The sequence below is a fragment of the Paenibacillus sinensis genome (assembly GCF_019904155.1).
GTDB lineage: Bacteria > Bacillota > Bacilli > Paenibacillales > Paenibacillaceae > Paenibacillus_AQ > Paenibacillus_AQ sinensis.
Window position 1 is genome coordinate 56,671 of record NZ_JAHCMB010000116.1, and the last position, 14,440, is coordinate 71,110.

Genomic DNA, 14,440 nt, shown 5'->3' on the forward strand with positions numbered 1-14,440 from the left:
ACTCATCTAAGCAGACCGGGAAACCCGGCCATATATTAGAACCGTAATCCCCATATATCCGTTTTTCAGAAGGAGGGTAAACTCATGACAGCACCCGTTGGATGCTTTGGCTTCACATCGACCGGTACAATCCTGGTTCTGTTCATTCTTCTGGTAATCGTCAGCCGCACATTCTTCATCTAGTACCATCAGCAGAGCATGCACTTCTTATATTTCCAGTTAAAAAAAGACGGTGCGCAGCATGCGCACCGTCTTTTGCTGTGAATGAAAGCTTCCGTTAAGGAACCGGAACCTGTTCTTAGATATCGTAAGAGTCCTCACGCTTCGGCGCGCGGCGTTCGCCGCCCTCCGGACGCTGGAATTTGTTGCGGTCGCCGCCGCCCCGGTAGCTCGAGCCATCGCGGCTGCCGCCATCACGGCTGCCCTTGTAGCCGCCGCTGCTGTATCCGCCGCGGTTTCCGCCGTCGCGGCTTCCGCCTTCGCGATTGCCGCCGTCGCGATTGCCTCCCTCACGGTTGCCGCCGCGATATCCGCCGCTGCCACTGCCGTATCCGCCGCGTCCACTGTATCCGCCATTCGGCTTGCGGCCGCTGCGCAGATCATGCTTGCCACCGCGGCGCTTCACACGGATTGGCTCCTCCGGAGTCAGCTGGATCTCCGAATCCTTCTTCTCGCCGGTCAGCAGCTTCATGGCTGCGGACAGCAGTTGAACGGAATCGTACTGCTCCAGCAGCTGGATGGCGATGCCTTTGTATTCGTTCAGTTCGGCATTCTCCATTGTATCCATCAGGCGCTCGGCCGTGACGCGCTGCTTGCCTTCGATTGCTTCAGCCATCGTAGGCAGCGGCTTGCGGGTAATCCGGTGACGGGTTACACGCTCAATGAGGCGAAGATGGTCGATCTCGCGCGGAGTCACGAACGACCATGCGGTGCCTTCTTTGCCTGCACGGCCTGTACGGCCGATCCGGTGAACATAGCTCTCCGGGTCCTGCGGCAGGTCGAAGTTGATAACATGCGTTACGCCGGATACGTCCAGACCGCGCGCTGCAACGTCAGTCGCAACGAGCACGTCGATGCTGCCGTCGCGGAACTTGCGCATTACGGCGTCGCGCTGGTTCTGCGACAGGTCGCCGTGAAGACCGTCGGCGGAATAGCCGCGCTTCTGCAGAGCTTCGGACAGCTCGTCAACCCGGCGCTTCGTGCGTCCGAATACGATTGCCAGCTCAGGCGATTCCATGTCGATCAGGCGGCTGAGCGCTTCAAATTTCTGGCGCTCCGGTACTTCGATGTACGCCTGGTCGATCAGTGGTGCGCTAACCTGCTTCGGAATAACGGAGACATGCTCCGGATTCTTCAGGAACTGTTGGGCGAGACGCTGGATGTTCGGCGGCATCGTTGCCGAGAACAGCATCGTCTGGCGCTCTTCCGGCACAAGCTTCAGGATGGACTGGATGTCCTCCATGAAGCCCATATCCAGCATTTCGTCCGCTTCGTCAAGCACAACGGTCTGCACATCGTCAAGACGGATCGTTTTGCGGTTAATGTGGTCAAGAAGACGTCCCGGTGTACCGATGATGATCTGCGGTTTCTTCTTCAGTCCGCGAATCTGGCGGCCGATATCCTGCCCGCCGTAGATCGGCAGGGAACGGATACCTTTGAAGCGGCTCAGCTTGCCGATTTCTTCCGCTACCTGGATAGCCAGCTCGCGGGTTGGGGTCATGATGAGAGCCACAATCTTCTCTTCCTCACGGGCGATTTTGGAGATAAGCGGGATGCCAAAAGCTGCCGTCTTGCCTGTACCGGTCTGAGCTTGTCCAATCAGGTCGCTTCCGGTGAGAGCGATCGGGATAGACTGGGACTGAATCGGTGTTGCCTCCTCAAATCCAAGCTCTGTAATAGCTTGCAACACCTTCGGTTCCAAGTCGAATTCTGCGAATGTTTTCAAATTATCCATGCTCCTTCTATATAGTGGACATTCCACATACTTGTCTGTATTCTTAAGTAGCGGCAATCGTTTATAGACTGTCCAATCTTGTCGGAAACTCTGCATAGTTTCGCGTTAAGGGGCGGCTCACCGCCCAATCGTCGTGTGCTCCAATAAGTCCGAATCCGCTCGCGGCTTATATATCGAAACAATGCAAAATGTTCATTGTAACGCTCTACTCAAGAATATCCTATACATTATATCACAACAATAAAGAGGAAAGCCAGTGTGTTCCTTTCAATGATTTTTGCATGTTTTACATTTCTGTTTACAACTACTTTTGGAAGGTGATTTCTGCTTGCCACGATACCTCTTAAGCCTTCTTGCCGTTGTATTCGGCTCCGCATTGATTGCGGCCGGCTTCAATCTGTTTCTCATACCGGTTCGCTTGCTAAGCGGCGGTGTATCCGGTCTGGCCATGCTCGTCAGCTACTTTACGCCCCTAAGCGTCAGCCTGCTCTATCTCCTTCTCAATATTCCGCTGCTTCTTGCGGGCTGGTTCCAGCTCGGACGGCGGTTCATCATCCTGAGCATAGCTTCCGTCGCCGCGGCTACCTGGCTGATTGAACTGATTCCCGTCAAGCCTCTGGTTTCAGACACCTTACTCGCCGCCGTCTTCGGCGGCGTTCTTGTCGGCATCGGAAGCGGCATTTCATTTCGGGCCGGCGGTTCGTCGGGTGGCTTCGATATTCTGGGCTCGATCATCAGCCGGCGCCGGGACTTCCCGATCGGAAGCGTGCTCGTGTCGCTTAATGCGCTTGTCATCCTGGCGGCAGGCTATCTGGAGAACAACTGGAATATCGCGCTTGCTTCCATGCTGTCCATGTATGTAACCGGACGTGTGGTCGATTTCATCCACATCAGCCACATCAAGGTGACGGTCTTTATCGTGACGAACCGTACCGATGAAATGCTCCATGAGCTGCTCGCCCTTCAGCGAGGCGTCACGAAGATCCGGACCGAAGGCGCATACTCTCATACAGAGAAGGATATGCTTATGACCGTAACGACCCGCTACGAGCTGGTCGAGCTGAAGCGGATTGTCAAGAACAGCGATCCTCAAGCCTTTGTCAATATTGTTGAAACCGTCGGCGTGATGGGTTCTTTCCGAAAAGGATAACGGTTAATGGATGCACTTGATTAAAAATTGTGATATATTGAAAATGTTCAGACGCAATACAATAATCATGAAGATTCTGCTTTGCCCTCTATTCCAGGCACTTGTCGTTTTTTTGGGTGAAACCTGAATGCAAGTTCAGCAACATTCGAAAAAGGAAAGGGTGATTACTGTGGAAATGGAAACGGTAAAACTGTCAGCAATCGTCATGAAGTGGTATCCGGATATGATGCCGTTTCTCAAGCAGGACGAACTCGATTCCATGATCGTTCTGCGGGATGGGCTGAGCATACTGGACTCTGCTGATGCGATGGACATCATTCAGTACAGCATTTGCGAGCATCAGGATTCTGCGTATCTTCATTAAGTACAGCAGTACGTAGCTTTAGGTTGCCGCTTGACCGGCCGATAGACCGGTTAGGCGGCTTTTACTTTGTCAGGGACCTTCCTGCTTCCGCAATTTTGAAAAATAACGTTTATATCCGCTGCCCCCGGTTTAAAAAAACAAAGTACCGTAAAATCGGGATAGTCATACAGGAGCCTTGCAGAATCGAAACCATGTTCAACCATTTTGATTACAAAGTTGTTCTTTAAAAAGGAAACTGTTCTTATATAATTTAAGCAACGTACATAAAAGGAGAGAGAACAAATGAATATCACATGGGCTATATTGATGGTGGCCCTGGGAGGTGTCGGCGTGCAGCAACCGGCTCATAACACGGATGTTGCAGCCGTACTAAAGTCCGCCACCAATACAGCCGTTGCCGTCAGCCAAACCACAACTCCGGGGACTGCGGCCTCCAGCGCGAACTCTGGGAACACCGCCGGAAGCGCCACTGCTGCTCCATCCGCTTCGGCTTCGCCTGCGGCATCACCGGATGCCGGAACCGCTGCTCCGCTGCCCGATCCGCAGCCGGATGCACCCAAGGTCAAGGGGATATACGTAACGGCCTACAGCGCGGGCGGATCACGGATGGATACACTGATGGACCTGATCGACAAGACAGAGCTGAACGCCATGGTCATCGATATCAAGGATGACGCCGGCTATATCACGTACAAGACGGATAATGCCGAATTGCAGAAGCTCGGCAAGCCGCAGCCTTTTATCGGAGATATCAACAAACTGATGGAACGGCTCAAGAAACATGATGTATACCCGATCGCCCGGATTGTGGTGTTTAAAGATACCGTTCTGGCGAAGAAGAATCCCGAATTGTCGTTCGTCAAGAGCGACGGCTCCGTCTGGAGCAACAGCAAAGGTGACAGCTTCGTCAACCCATATAATGAAGCGGTATGGAAATACAATGTCGATATCGCGAAGGAAGCCGTCAAGCTGGGCTTCAAGGAAATCCAGTTCGACTATGTCCGGTTCCCGGAAGGCTTCGAGAAGCGGGCCGACTCGTTGAAATATACGAAGGTCCCGGGCAAGAGCAGGGTGGATATCGTAGGCGACTTCGTCAAATACGCCAAGCAGGAGCTAAATCCACTCGGTGTGAGAGTCTCGGTGGACATCTTCGGCTACGCCGCTTCGGTACCGGCTGCGGAAGGCATCGGCCAGGACTTTGTGAAGATCTCCAAGAATGTCGATGTCATCAGTCCAATGATCTATCCAAGCCATTACTCGACGGGCTGGTTCAACGTGAAGGATCCGGATAAGAATCCATACGCGACGATTAAAGGCTCCATGGTGGATACCCACAAGAAGCTGGACCCGCTCGGCAGCTATAAACCGACGATCCGGCCGTGGATTCAGGACTTTACCGCAAGCTGGCTTGGCAGCGGCCATTACATCAAATACGGCAAGCAGCAGGTTGAGGATCAGATCCGCGCCCTGAAGGAAGAGAATGTTGACGAATTCCTGCTCTGGAATGCAAATAACCGGTATTCAGCTGGTGTCGATTACGAAAAATAAAGATTACCGCTCTTTATCCAAGCTTATCCTTTCATTAATAGGATTTGACCCGGAACCCGGCGACGCAGCCGGGTTCTTTATTGGGTAATCCGTCAATCTCACAGATAACGAGGCATAATTTATGAAATCCACATCTTCTTTGTCGCAAAAAACGACCCAGTTTCTGCATATTTTCTTCCCGATATTCGTCACCCAGATTGCGCTCTCAGCCATCACCTTCTTCGATACGAATATGTCGGGGCGCTTCGGTACCGCCGACCTGGCAGGCGTTGCCATCGGCACAAGCCTTTGGATTCCTGTTCAGACAGGTCTGAACGGAATTCTGATCGGTCTGACGCCGATCGTCTCCCAGCTGCTCGGCAAAAAACGCGAAAGCGACGTGGCTCCGCAAGTCATGCAGGGCATCTGGCTGTCGCTTGCCGTATCGGCGCTTGTGCTGGCTGGAGGAGCGCTTGTACTCAGACCCATTCTGGACTTTATGAATCTGGAGCCTGATGTGCGCAGAATCGCTTTCCGCTTTCTGATATCCATCTCATTCGGAGTCATTCCGCTGTTCGCTTATACGGTTCTGCGCAGCTTCATCGACGCTACCGGCCAGACCCGGGTGTCCATGTTCATTACGCTTATTGCCCTGCCGGTCAATGTTGGCCTGAACGCCCTGCTGATCTTTGGCTATTGGGGCTTCCCCAAGCTTGGCGGGGTCGGAGCCGGCGTCGCGTCTGCAATCACCTATTGGGTAATCTTCGCCGTTGCACTGCTGTTCGTGTACCGGTCTGAGCCTTTCAAGGGCTTAAAGGCGCTGCGGCGTTTCTACGCTCCATCGCTCTCGGCGTTCAAGGACCAGCTGAAAATCGGCGTGCCTATCGGCTTCTCCATCTTCTTCGAGACAGCCGTCTTCTCAGCGGTTACTCTGCTCATGAGCCGGTTCGATACTGTAACGATCGCTGCCCATCAGGCCGCAATCAACTTCGCCTCCACTCTGTATATGATCCCGCTCAGTATTTGCATGAGCTTGACGATACTGGTCGGCTACGAAGCGGGCTCCGGGCGGTTGAAGGACGCCCGCCAATACAGTGTACTCGGAATTGGCACCGCCGCCGCTATGTCCCTCGTGACGGCGCTCGTGCTGCTGTTCGCCGGACGGCATGTGGCCGGTTTGTATTCCACCGACCCCAAAGTGATCTCGCTGATCAAGCAATTTCTGATCTATGCGATCTTCTTCCAGATTTCGGACGCCATCGCCACACCGACTCAGGGTGTTCTGCGCGGTTATAAAGATGTGAATCCCGCATTCATTATTTGCTTCATTGCCTACTGGATTCTCGGGCTTCCCATCGGCTATGTGCTGGCCGAGCATACATCCATGGGCGCCTTCGGCTACTGGATCGGCCTGATCGCAGGACTCGCCATCGGCGCCGCACTGCTGCTGGGACGTCTGGTGACCGTTCAGCGGCACTTCGCATCGGAGCATGTCCTTGGATCAACAGCCGTGCAGAAATAGACCTCTTCAATTCAGATTACATGAGGAAATGAGCTCCGAACTTGATACGCGCAAAAAAAGGACCTGTCCGACACCCAAGGTGATGGACAGGTCCTTCCTGTTCAGATCCGAAGAAATGGTTATTGAGAAAGACGGGAGGCCAGGTTGTACAGCTCTACATTGAAATCTTTCTTCGTATTCACGACTTGATCGATATCTGTAAGCACAAGCTCGCCCTTGATCATGCCGCAGGCTTTGCCCGATTCGCCTTCGATCATCTTGCGGACGGCGAAATCAGCAAGACGGCTCGCCAGGTTTCGGTCAGCTGGAGTCGGGCTACCGCCGCGCTGGATATGACCCAGCACCGTAACACGGGCGTCGATGGAAGCATGGCGTTCCTTGAGCGCTTGTGCGATATCTTCCCCTTTGCCTACGCCTTCGGCCACAATAACGATACTGTGGCGCTTGCCTTTGGCAAAGTTCTCTTTCATCCGGTCGGCGACTTCATCCAAATCGTATGGCATTTCCGGCACCAGAATTGTCTCGGCTCCCGAAGCCAGTCCTGCGTGAAGAGCGATGTCGCCGCAATGGCGTCCCATAACCTCAACAACGGAAGAGCGTTCATGAGAGGACATGGTGTCGCGTAGCTTGTTAATAGCGTCTACCACAATGCTAACAGCTGTGTCGAAACCGATCGTGTAGTCGGTGAACGAGATATCATTGTCGATCGTGCCCGGCAGACCCATGGTCTTGATGCCAAGCTTGCTCAGCTTGTTGGCACCGTTGTATGAGCCGTCGCCGCCGATAACAACAAGACCGTCGATTCCGTACTCACGCAAGATATCGGCGCCCTTCTGCTGGCCCTCAGGCTTCAGGAATTCCAGACATCGTGCGGACTGCAGAATGGTGCCCCCGCGCTGAATGATGTCGCCTACACTGCGGATATCCATCGGGAAGATATCACGGTTCAGAAGTCCCTGATATCCCCGCTGAATGCCGTACACTTCAACCCCGAAGAAAAGGGCGCTGCGCACAACGGCGCGAACGGCGGCGTTCATGCCCTGCGAGTCTCCGCCGCTGGTCAATACTGCGATTTTCTTTACTTCTGCCATACGAATGGTTTCCTCCTTAAAATGCTAATACAAATGCTTGCGTATCCAGCGGCTGTTCGCGAAGAAGAAGAGCCGGGTCAGCGGGCTTCTCTTCATCAGCTTCTTGGATACAGTGCGAACCTCCCGTTGTTCGCTTACTTTCGGATCGGATAAATACAATGCCAGCAGCCCTTCAATGACCATACGGTGCAGGGGCGTGTCAGGTATGTTCAGGACATCTTTCCGTGCCCACTCCACTATGGAAGCAATCCGATTCAGCATCGTTTCCGTACTGTCATAGTAGTTGCAAAAATTCAGATCGCCGCCGGCGCGGTCTTCATCCTGGTCGATCAAATAATCCAGCATAATATGCAGGCAGCATAAATGCGGAAAATAACCAGCCCTGATCAAGGAAGCGTCCGCCTTCTCCAGCCTGGAATCGCAGGAGGCCAGAAACAGCATGAAAACACCCAGCGTCGATCCCGTCGCCGCCGCAAATTCATTCCAATATAAATGCGGCGCCCGGCTTCGCTTCTCCTCCCACCATTTCTGAAGTGCGGCTTCCCTTAAATCCGGACGAATATGCTTATATACCTGCAGATCAGTATACAGTTCGGCCAAATCGTAAATCTCCTGGGCCGCAGAGGCATATCCGGGAAGCTTCCCAATCATATCCTGGCAGGTGCGAACCAGACGATGCAGGTAACCGCCGTCATCTTGCTCGGCGCGAAGTGCGTAGTAATTAACGGGCTCGGCGCCGGGCGTAACGGCGTCCAGCATCGACCGGTGCAGCAGCCGGAAATCCTCCGGGTCCATGGATGTGCTTCGGTCGCACAGGTTATCCAGGTAATCGCTGATCGTCTGGTAAGCCACAATCAGCGGGATGAGGATATGCCTCATGGGCAGATTGCCCGCAGCATACACGCCTCCACCCTGACAATGAAACTTCTTCGTCTCTATGCTTGCGAGCGCTTGTCTTCGAAGCTCGGGATCGGGAATCCCTTCCGCATCTTTACGCCATAGATTCAGGCAGCTTTCCACCTCAGGCAGGACATATCTGTAGACTCTGCTCATTAACCCAATCGGGCCGCGCGGGCTTGAGGGACGGCCTTGCTCAAATTCACTCAATGACGGTGCCTCCACATTGTTGTCTCCTTATCCAAATCATAATCATTATAATATGAGTCAAACGTTAGTACAAACAACAAAATCACTTTCAGAGCGCCCTGCAAAATCTAAGAGAATAGAAAGCGCATCCCTAATCCAAAGTACTTTATGTTATACTAACCGTATTTCATTCCGGGGAGTGTATTTTTACATGAATTTTACTTCAGGTTTACACACTGAGCGGATTTCGGGAAGGTGTTTCTGATGCAGCAGCAAGATGGAGGCTTCGCCGACCAGAACTGGCTGCGATTCTTCATGTTCGCCATTTACGGGACTTGCGTGCTCGCGCTGTCCTATTTCCCGCTCTTTTACAGCCACCTCGGCTTCAGCAGCGCCCAGGTCGGAGTACTCTACTCCATCGGTCCGCTGATCTCCATGCTGTCCAATCTCTTCTGGAGCATGTTAAGCGACCGGCTGGGAACCGTTCGCAAAATCATGTTCATTCTGCTGGCGGGCCAACTTGTTACCGCGCTGCTCCTCTCTCAGGCAACAGAATTTTCAACCGTTATGGTTATCCTATCCTGCTTTTATTTCTTCTATTACCCGGTCTATCCGCTTGCAGACACAATGGCCATCCAGACTGCGGAACGGCGGGGACGCAATTTCATTACCATTCGTCTGTTCGGCTCCCTTGGATACGCCTTCTTCGCGCTGTCGATGGGCTATTTGCTGCGTTCTCTCGGTATATCCTGGAGCATAACGCTGTGCACGATCATTATAGCCGTATCCCTGGGCATTGCTCTTCTGCTGCGAGATGCCGGTCGGAAACGCTCCCGAAAGACAGCTGATGAAGCTGACCGTACACCGGATGCTGCGAAGGGGCTGCGGGCTATTTTGCTAAGAAGAGAAGTTATCTGGTTCTTCGCATGCGTCTTTGTACTTGCGCTCAGCTACCGGATGAACGACGCCTTTCTGACGGTTAGCATGAAACACCTGGGAGCTGGGGAAGAACTGATCGGCTGGGCGCTGCTCGCCTCCGCCCTGTCCGAAATACCGGTGCTGTTTCTGCTTGGCAAGTACGGCGACAAATTCAAGGAAGTCCCTCTGCTCGTTGTGGCGTGCCTGATGTTCGGACTCAGATTTCTGTTGATGTCGTCCGCCCAGCAGCCTGTACTCGTTATTTTGATCCAGCTTATGCACAGCGTTACTTTCGGCATCTTCTATGTCACCTCCGTCCGCTACATTACACGCCTGATCCCGGATCATCTGCGTGCAACCGGGATGGCGGTCTATACCGTCATGTGGTCCAGCTTGTCCGGACTCTTAAGCGGAGCGTTCGGCGGGCTGATTTATCAGCATTGGGGAATGACCGTGTTCTACCGGACAGCCGCCCTGCTGGCGGTGGTCGCCGCCGCAGGATTTATGGCCCGGCGCTGGCTGGCAGGTTCATCAATCTTGACGGCCCGGGAACCAGTGCCCTTTGCCAAGCCGCTCCCTGATAGCCCCGAAGGAGGAGAAACTTCTCACCTGGGGAAAGTTACGCTATAATAGTATTAAGCATCAGGTATTAGTACCTGGTTACAATATCGGAAGGAGCATCCGGTCATGACCTTTGAAGAGTTCAAACAACTGGCCGTCTCGCGGCGCAGCATCCGTGATTTCAGCGACGACGATATTCGGCTGGAAGATGTCCGGGATATTATCGATTGCGCCCGCTACGCGCCCAGCGATACCAATTCACAGACCTGGGAGTTCATTGCGGTTCTGAACCGCGACAAGATTAAAGCCATTGAAGCCTTTACCTGGGAGCGGCTTCATGAAATCGCGGCCTCTTCGGAAGAACGCGGCCTTGCCCGGGAAGCGAAGCTGATGGTCAAGTCCTTCGGCCCCTATGCCACGGCGTTCGGCAGCGCACCGGCCCTGATCATCTGCCTGGCTACCCCTTATACATCCAAATTCCGCGAACGGATCTTCGATCCACTGGAATTCGGAAGTCCGGAAATTTGGGCAGAGGAAGGCATCAAGAGCAGCAGCCTTGCGATCCAGAATCTGATGCTCGCCGCCCATGCCAAGGGATTGGCTACTTGTCCAATGACAGGTCCCGTGCTTTTGGCCGAGTCCAACCTGCGGCACTATCTCAGCATACCGGAGGATCGGCAGATCAATATGGCCGTAGCGCTCGGGCATCCTGCCGTTCATCCCAAATCCGTTGCCCGCAAAGAAATCGACGACATCCTGACTGTGATTCAATAGACAGGCGGTCTATGGGAGCAAGACGTTTAAAGGCCCGGTTCTCTTCAATGAAGAGAACCGGGCCTTTAAACGGTTCAATAAATAGAAGACACAGTTCCTGAGGAACTGTGTCTTGAGCGTACGTTGCGAGATAACGCCTTGTTCAGAAGCCTATTCAATCAAGTATATTCAGAGCGAAGGTATTACCCCTTCGGCTTTGGCTTACAGTTTGATTACGTTAGCTGCCTGCGGTCCGCGATTGCCTTCCGTGATTTCGAACTCAACGGATTGGCCTTCTTCCAAAGTCTTGAAGCCGTCTCCCTGGATTGCGGAAAAATGTACGAATACGTCTTCGCCGCCTTCTACTTGGATGAAGCCGTAGCCTTTTTCTGCGTTAAACCATTTAACTGTACCTTTCAAGTGAACAACCTCCTAAAAATGCCGCCATATATGGCGAATATCTACATTATACTTCAAGCTAACAGGTAAAGCAATCCATCGGCGGTATACGCGGTGAATTTATTTGCTTTTCCCTTCTCGGGTGCGTTATCATTTACCCAAAACCAAATATCGCCAGGGTGGGACTACTATGATCAAAAAACACGAAATCTACAAAACGGACAAATGGAATATGATGACGGTGGAAGTCCAGGGACGTTATATCATCCTCCGGGAAATTTCGGACCAATGGGGCGAAGAAACGCATACCTTCATGAGCCGGCCGGCGATGATGCAATGGGTGCACAATAGGTTCAACAAAGAATCCTATAAAGATAATGAAGAAGAATACATTCGCATTATAGCGGCATTCAAGCAGGTGTAGGAATGAACAACGAAAGTCTTGTCATTTATATCGTCGCCGTTCTCTGTCTAGGAGCCGTGCTCATTTTGACCAAAGACCGTCTTGATCCCAAATGGAGACGGGTTTTGGCACTTATATCTGTCATCCTGATTGCGCTGGCTTTCGTCTTTGTCATCGTCGCCTTTCTGGCGGGTTGATCCCGCAAGCGGCCGGGCAATGGCAAGGATCTCTTATACCGATTCATAACCAGCGGACTGCAAGGGGATACTAGGAGGACCTATAGAAACAGGAGGCCGCCAGCATGCCCTTCGCCGCCAAATCTTGCGCCATTCTGCTTGCGATCTCGCTGCTGCCGGGAAGTATCTCCCCTGCCGCCGCCAGACCGCAGTCATCGCAGAACTCATCCCACCATTTAAGGAGGATTCCCATGGAACAATTATTGAAGAGAAGTGAAGTGCCCGCAGAGAACCGCTGGAAGCTGGAAGATATGTTCGCGAACCAGCAGGAATGGGACCGGACCTATGATGAAACCAAGAAGCTGATCGAGGAAGCCTCCAAATTCCAGGGCAAGCTGACAGATGCCGCCGCCCTGAAGGAATGCTTCGAACTGGACGACGATTTGTCTCTCAAGACCGAACGCCTCTATGTATATGCGCATATGCGTCAGGACGAGGATACTGCCGATCCCGTCTATCAGGCACTGTCCCAGAAAGCGAAGAAACTCAGCGTCGATGCGGGCGAAGCTCTCTCCTATGTAACGCCGGAAATTTTGGCGCTGCCGAACGAGAAGCTTGATGAGTTCATTGCGGACCAGGCTCTATCGGATTACATCTTCACCCTGACCGAAATGAAGCGGCAGAAGGCACATATCCTGTCCAAAGCCGAAGAAGCGCTGCTCGCGCAAGTCGGCACGCTGTCTCAGGCGCCGCAGAATATTTTTGGCATGCTGAACAACGCCGATCTCAAGTTCCCCAAAATTAAGGACGAGAACGGCAAGGAAGTGGAGCTGACCCATGGCAGCTACATCAAATTCCTGGAGAGTCCGGACCGCGAAGTACGCCGCAGCGCATTCAAAGCGGTATACGACACTTATGCCAAGCAGAAGAACACCATCGCCGCGACGCTCAGCGCGAACGTCAACAAGAACGTCTTCTACTCGCGGGTGCGCAAGTACCCGTCCGTTCTGGAAATGTCCCTGTTCGGCGACAATATCTCCAAAGAGGTGTACACGAACCTCATCGACACGATTCATGAGAGCCTGCCGCTGATGCACCGCTACATGAAGCTGCGCCAGAAGCTCCTCGGCGTCGACGAGCTGCATATGTACGATCTGTTCGCTCCGCTGGTGGATGAATACAAGCTGGACATTTCTTTTGAAGAAGCCAAGAAAATCACGAAGGAAGGCCTGAAGCCGCTTGGCGAGGACTATCTCAAGACGCTCCAGGAAGGCTATGACAACGGCTGGATCGATGTCTATGAGAACGAGAATAAGCGAACCGGCGCGTACAGCTGGGGAGCCTACGGCACGCACCCGTACGTGCTGCTCAACCATAACGACAACCTGAACAGCATGTTCACGCTGGCGCATGAAATGGGTCACGCGCTTCATTCCTACTATTCGGACACTACGCTGAAATACCGCGATGCGCAGTATACGATCTTCCTGGCAGAGGTGGCCTCGACTACGAACGAAGCGCTGCTGATGCACTATCTGCTGGAGAAATCGACCGACAAGAAGGAGAAAATGTACCTGCTCACCTACTATGCCGATCAATTCCGCACAACGGTGTTCCGTCAGACGATGTTCGCCGAGTTCGAGAAAATCGTGCATGAACGCGCCGAGAAGGGCGAATCGCTTACACCGCAGGATCTGTCGGACATCTATTACAAGCTGAACGAGAAATACTACGGCAAGGACATGGTCGTGGATAAAGATATCGAAATGGAATGGGCCCGCATCCCTCATTTCTACAACAGCTTCTATGTCTACAAATATGCGACAGGCTTCTCGGCGGCCACCAGCTTCTCCAAGCAAATCCTGGAGGAAGGCAAGCCGGCGGTTGACCGCTACCTGGGCTTCCTGAAGAGCGGCGGCAGCGACTATTCGATCAATATTCTGAAAAAAGCGGGTGTCGACATGTCGTCACCGGAGCCGATCCGCGAAGCGATGAGCGTCTTCGAGAATGTGATCGAGCAGATGGAAGAACTGACCAAGTAATACTGACATCCGGCCGGGTTCGCCCGGACCGGCCGTCATGGCCGCGTCCCTTACCCCAATTTGGGGTAAGGGTTTTAAGAATGGGCTTTTTCCGTGATTACATCTGCGTGAATACAGCCCTGAAGGAGGCAGTTTATGAGAAATCAATGGTCCATTATATTAGGTCTGCTCTTTGCCCTGCTGGTCGCCCTCTTCGCCGTGATCAATGTCGATCCCGTGCAGGTCAATTTCGGGTTCAGCCTGATCTCGATCCCGCTGATTCTGGTTATCCTCGGCTGCGCGCTGATCGGTGCCATTATCGCCGGTTTCTATGGAATCTTCCGGGGGTACAAGCAGCAGCGAAGAATTAAGGCTCTCACTGCCGAGTTGACGGAAGCTCAGGGAAGACTCGCCGTATTGGAGACGGCACAACCCGTCCCGTCCGAGATGCCGTCCGCCGACGGATTCGCTACGGACCCCAAGACCACTTACAATTGAAGCAGATATGATTACAT

Annotated in this window: 16 protein-coding genes; 11 read left to right on the top strand and 5 right to left on the bottom strand. The window is 53.1% G+C overall.

The genetic code is table 11. The features are described 5' to 3' along the window. Positions 1-84: 84 nt before the first annotated feature. Positions 85-183: a YjcZ family sporulation protein gene (locus KIH86_RS11545; protein WP_223088550.1), complete on the top strand. Its 99-nt coding sequence runs from the start codon at positions 85-87 to the stop codon at positions 181-183. Positions 184-298: 115 nt separating this feature from the next. On the opposite strand, the gene KIH86_RS11550 is transcribed toward KIH86_RS11545, so the two are convergent. Beyond that, on the bottom strand, positions 299-1,945 hold the full coding sequence (locus KIH86_RS11550; protein WP_316503389.1) for a DEAD/DEAH box helicase: 1,647 nt from the start codon (positions 1,943-1,945) through the stop codon (positions 299-301). Between the two features lie 337 nt (positions 1,946-2,282). Here KIH86_RS11550 and KIH86_RS11555 point away from each other — a divergent pair, with 337 nt between their 5' ends. The 4 genes from KIH86_RS11555 (at position 2,283) to KIH86_RS11570 (ending at position 6,517) form a co-directional block, all read left to right on the top strand. Then, entirely contained in the window at positions 2,283-3,104 is an 822-nt protein-coding gene (locus tag KIH86_RS11555; protein WP_223088552.1) for a YitT family protein, read from the top strand. 175 nt (positions 3,105-3,279) lie between these two features. Further along, entirely contained in the window at positions 3,280-3,468 is a 189-nt protein-coding gene (locus KIH86_RS11560) for a hypothetical protein (RefSeq protein ID WP_223088553.1), read from the top strand. Positions 3,469-3,750: 282 nt separating this feature from the next. Continuing rightward, the gene (locus tag KIH86_RS11565; RefSeq protein WP_235775373.1) at positions 3,751-5,016 is read left to right on the top strand and encodes a putative glycoside hydrolase; all 1,266 of its coding nucleotides are present in this window, start codon (positions 3,751-3,753) and stop codon (positions 5,014-5,016) included. Between the two features lie 121 nt (positions 5,017-5,137). Then, positions 5,138-6,517 carry an MATE family efflux transporter gene (locus KIH86_RS11570; RefSeq protein ID WP_223088554.1) on the top strand — a complete coding sequence of 460 codons (1,380 nt, stop codon included), beginning with the start codon at positions 5,138-5,140 and terminating at the stop codon, positions 6,515-6,517. A 119-nt stretch (positions 6,518-6,636) separates the two neighbouring features. On the opposite strand, the gene pfkA is transcribed toward KIH86_RS11570, so the two are convergent. Then, positions 6,637-7,608, bottom strand: coding sequence for a 6-phosphofructokinase (pfkA, locus tag KIH86_RS11575; protein WP_223088555.1), 972 nt, complete (start codon positions 7,606-7,608; stop codon positions 6,637-6,639). A 24-nt stretch (positions 7,609-7,632) separates the two neighbouring features. Further along, positions 7,633-8,715 (bottom strand): tetraprenyl-beta-curcumene synthase family protein, encoded by a 1,083-nt coding sequence (locus KIH86_RS11580; RefSeq protein ID WP_235775374.1) that lies wholly within the window; start codon positions 8,713-8,715, stop codon positions 7,633-7,635. A gap of 243 nt (positions 8,716-8,958) precedes the next feature. On the opposite strand from KIH86_RS11580, the gene KIH86_RS11585 reads away from it, so the two are divergent. Beyond that, a complete protein-coding gene (locus KIH86_RS11585; protein WP_235775375.1) occupies positions 8,959-10,242 on the top strand; it encodes an MFS transporter in 1,284 nt (427 codons plus the stop codon). A 57-nt stretch (positions 10,243-10,299) separates the two neighbouring features. Beyond that, on the top strand, positions 10,300-10,947 hold the full coding sequence (locus KIH86_RS11590) for a nitroreductase family protein (protein ID WP_223088556.1): 648 nt from the start codon (positions 10,300-10,302) through the stop codon (positions 10,945-10,947). Positions 10,948-11,148: 201 nt separating this feature from the next. Here the strand turns inward: KIH86_RS11590 and KIH86_RS11595 are convergent, their stop codons facing one another. Further along, the gene (locus tag KIH86_RS11595; RefSeq protein ID WP_038695124.1) at positions 11,149-11,346 is read right to left on the bottom strand and encodes a cold shock domain-containing protein; all 198 of its coding nucleotides are present in this window, start codon (positions 11,344-11,346) and stop codon (positions 11,149-11,151) included. Between the two features lie 169 nt (positions 11,347-11,515). On the opposite strand from KIH86_RS11595, the gene KIH86_RS11600 reads away from it, so the two are divergent. Next, positions 11,516-11,749: a hypothetical protein gene (locus tag KIH86_RS11600; RefSeq protein ID WP_223088557.1), complete on the top strand. Its 234-nt coding sequence runs from the start codon at positions 11,516-11,518 to the stop codon at positions 11,747-11,749. Positions 11,750-11,751: 2 nt separating this feature from the next. Then, the gene (locus KIH86_RS11605) at positions 11,752-11,925 is read left to right on the top strand and encodes a hypothetical protein (protein WP_223088558.1); all 174 of its coding nucleotides are present in this window, start codon (positions 11,752-11,754) and stop codon (positions 11,923-11,925) included. 70 nt (positions 11,926-11,995) lie between these two features. Here KIH86_RS11605 and KIH86_RS11610 read toward each other — a convergent pair whose 3' ends face one another. Then, positions 11,996-12,157: a hypothetical protein gene (locus tag KIH86_RS11610; RefSeq protein ID WP_223110483.1), complete on the bottom strand. Its 162-nt coding sequence runs from the start codon at positions 12,155-12,157 to the stop codon at positions 11,996-11,998. On the opposite strand from KIH86_RS11610, the gene pepF reads away from it, so the two are divergent. Both pepF and KIH86_RS11620 read left to right on the top strand, forming a co-directional pair. Next, a complete protein-coding gene (gene pepF / locus KIH86_RS11615; protein WP_223088559.1) occupies positions 12,156-13,946 on the top strand; it encodes an oligoendopeptidase F in 1,791 nt (596 codons plus the stop codon). The two genes, KIH86_RS11610 and pepF, sit on opposite strands and share 2 nt — an antisense overlap. Before the next feature lie 135 nt (positions 13,947-14,081). After that, positions 14,082-14,423 (top strand): LapA family protein, encoded by a 342-nt coding sequence (locus tag KIH86_RS11620; protein ID WP_223088560.1) that lies wholly within the window; start codon positions 14,082-14,084, stop codon positions 14,421-14,423. The last annotated feature ends 17 nt before the right edge of the window (positions 14,424-14,440 follow it).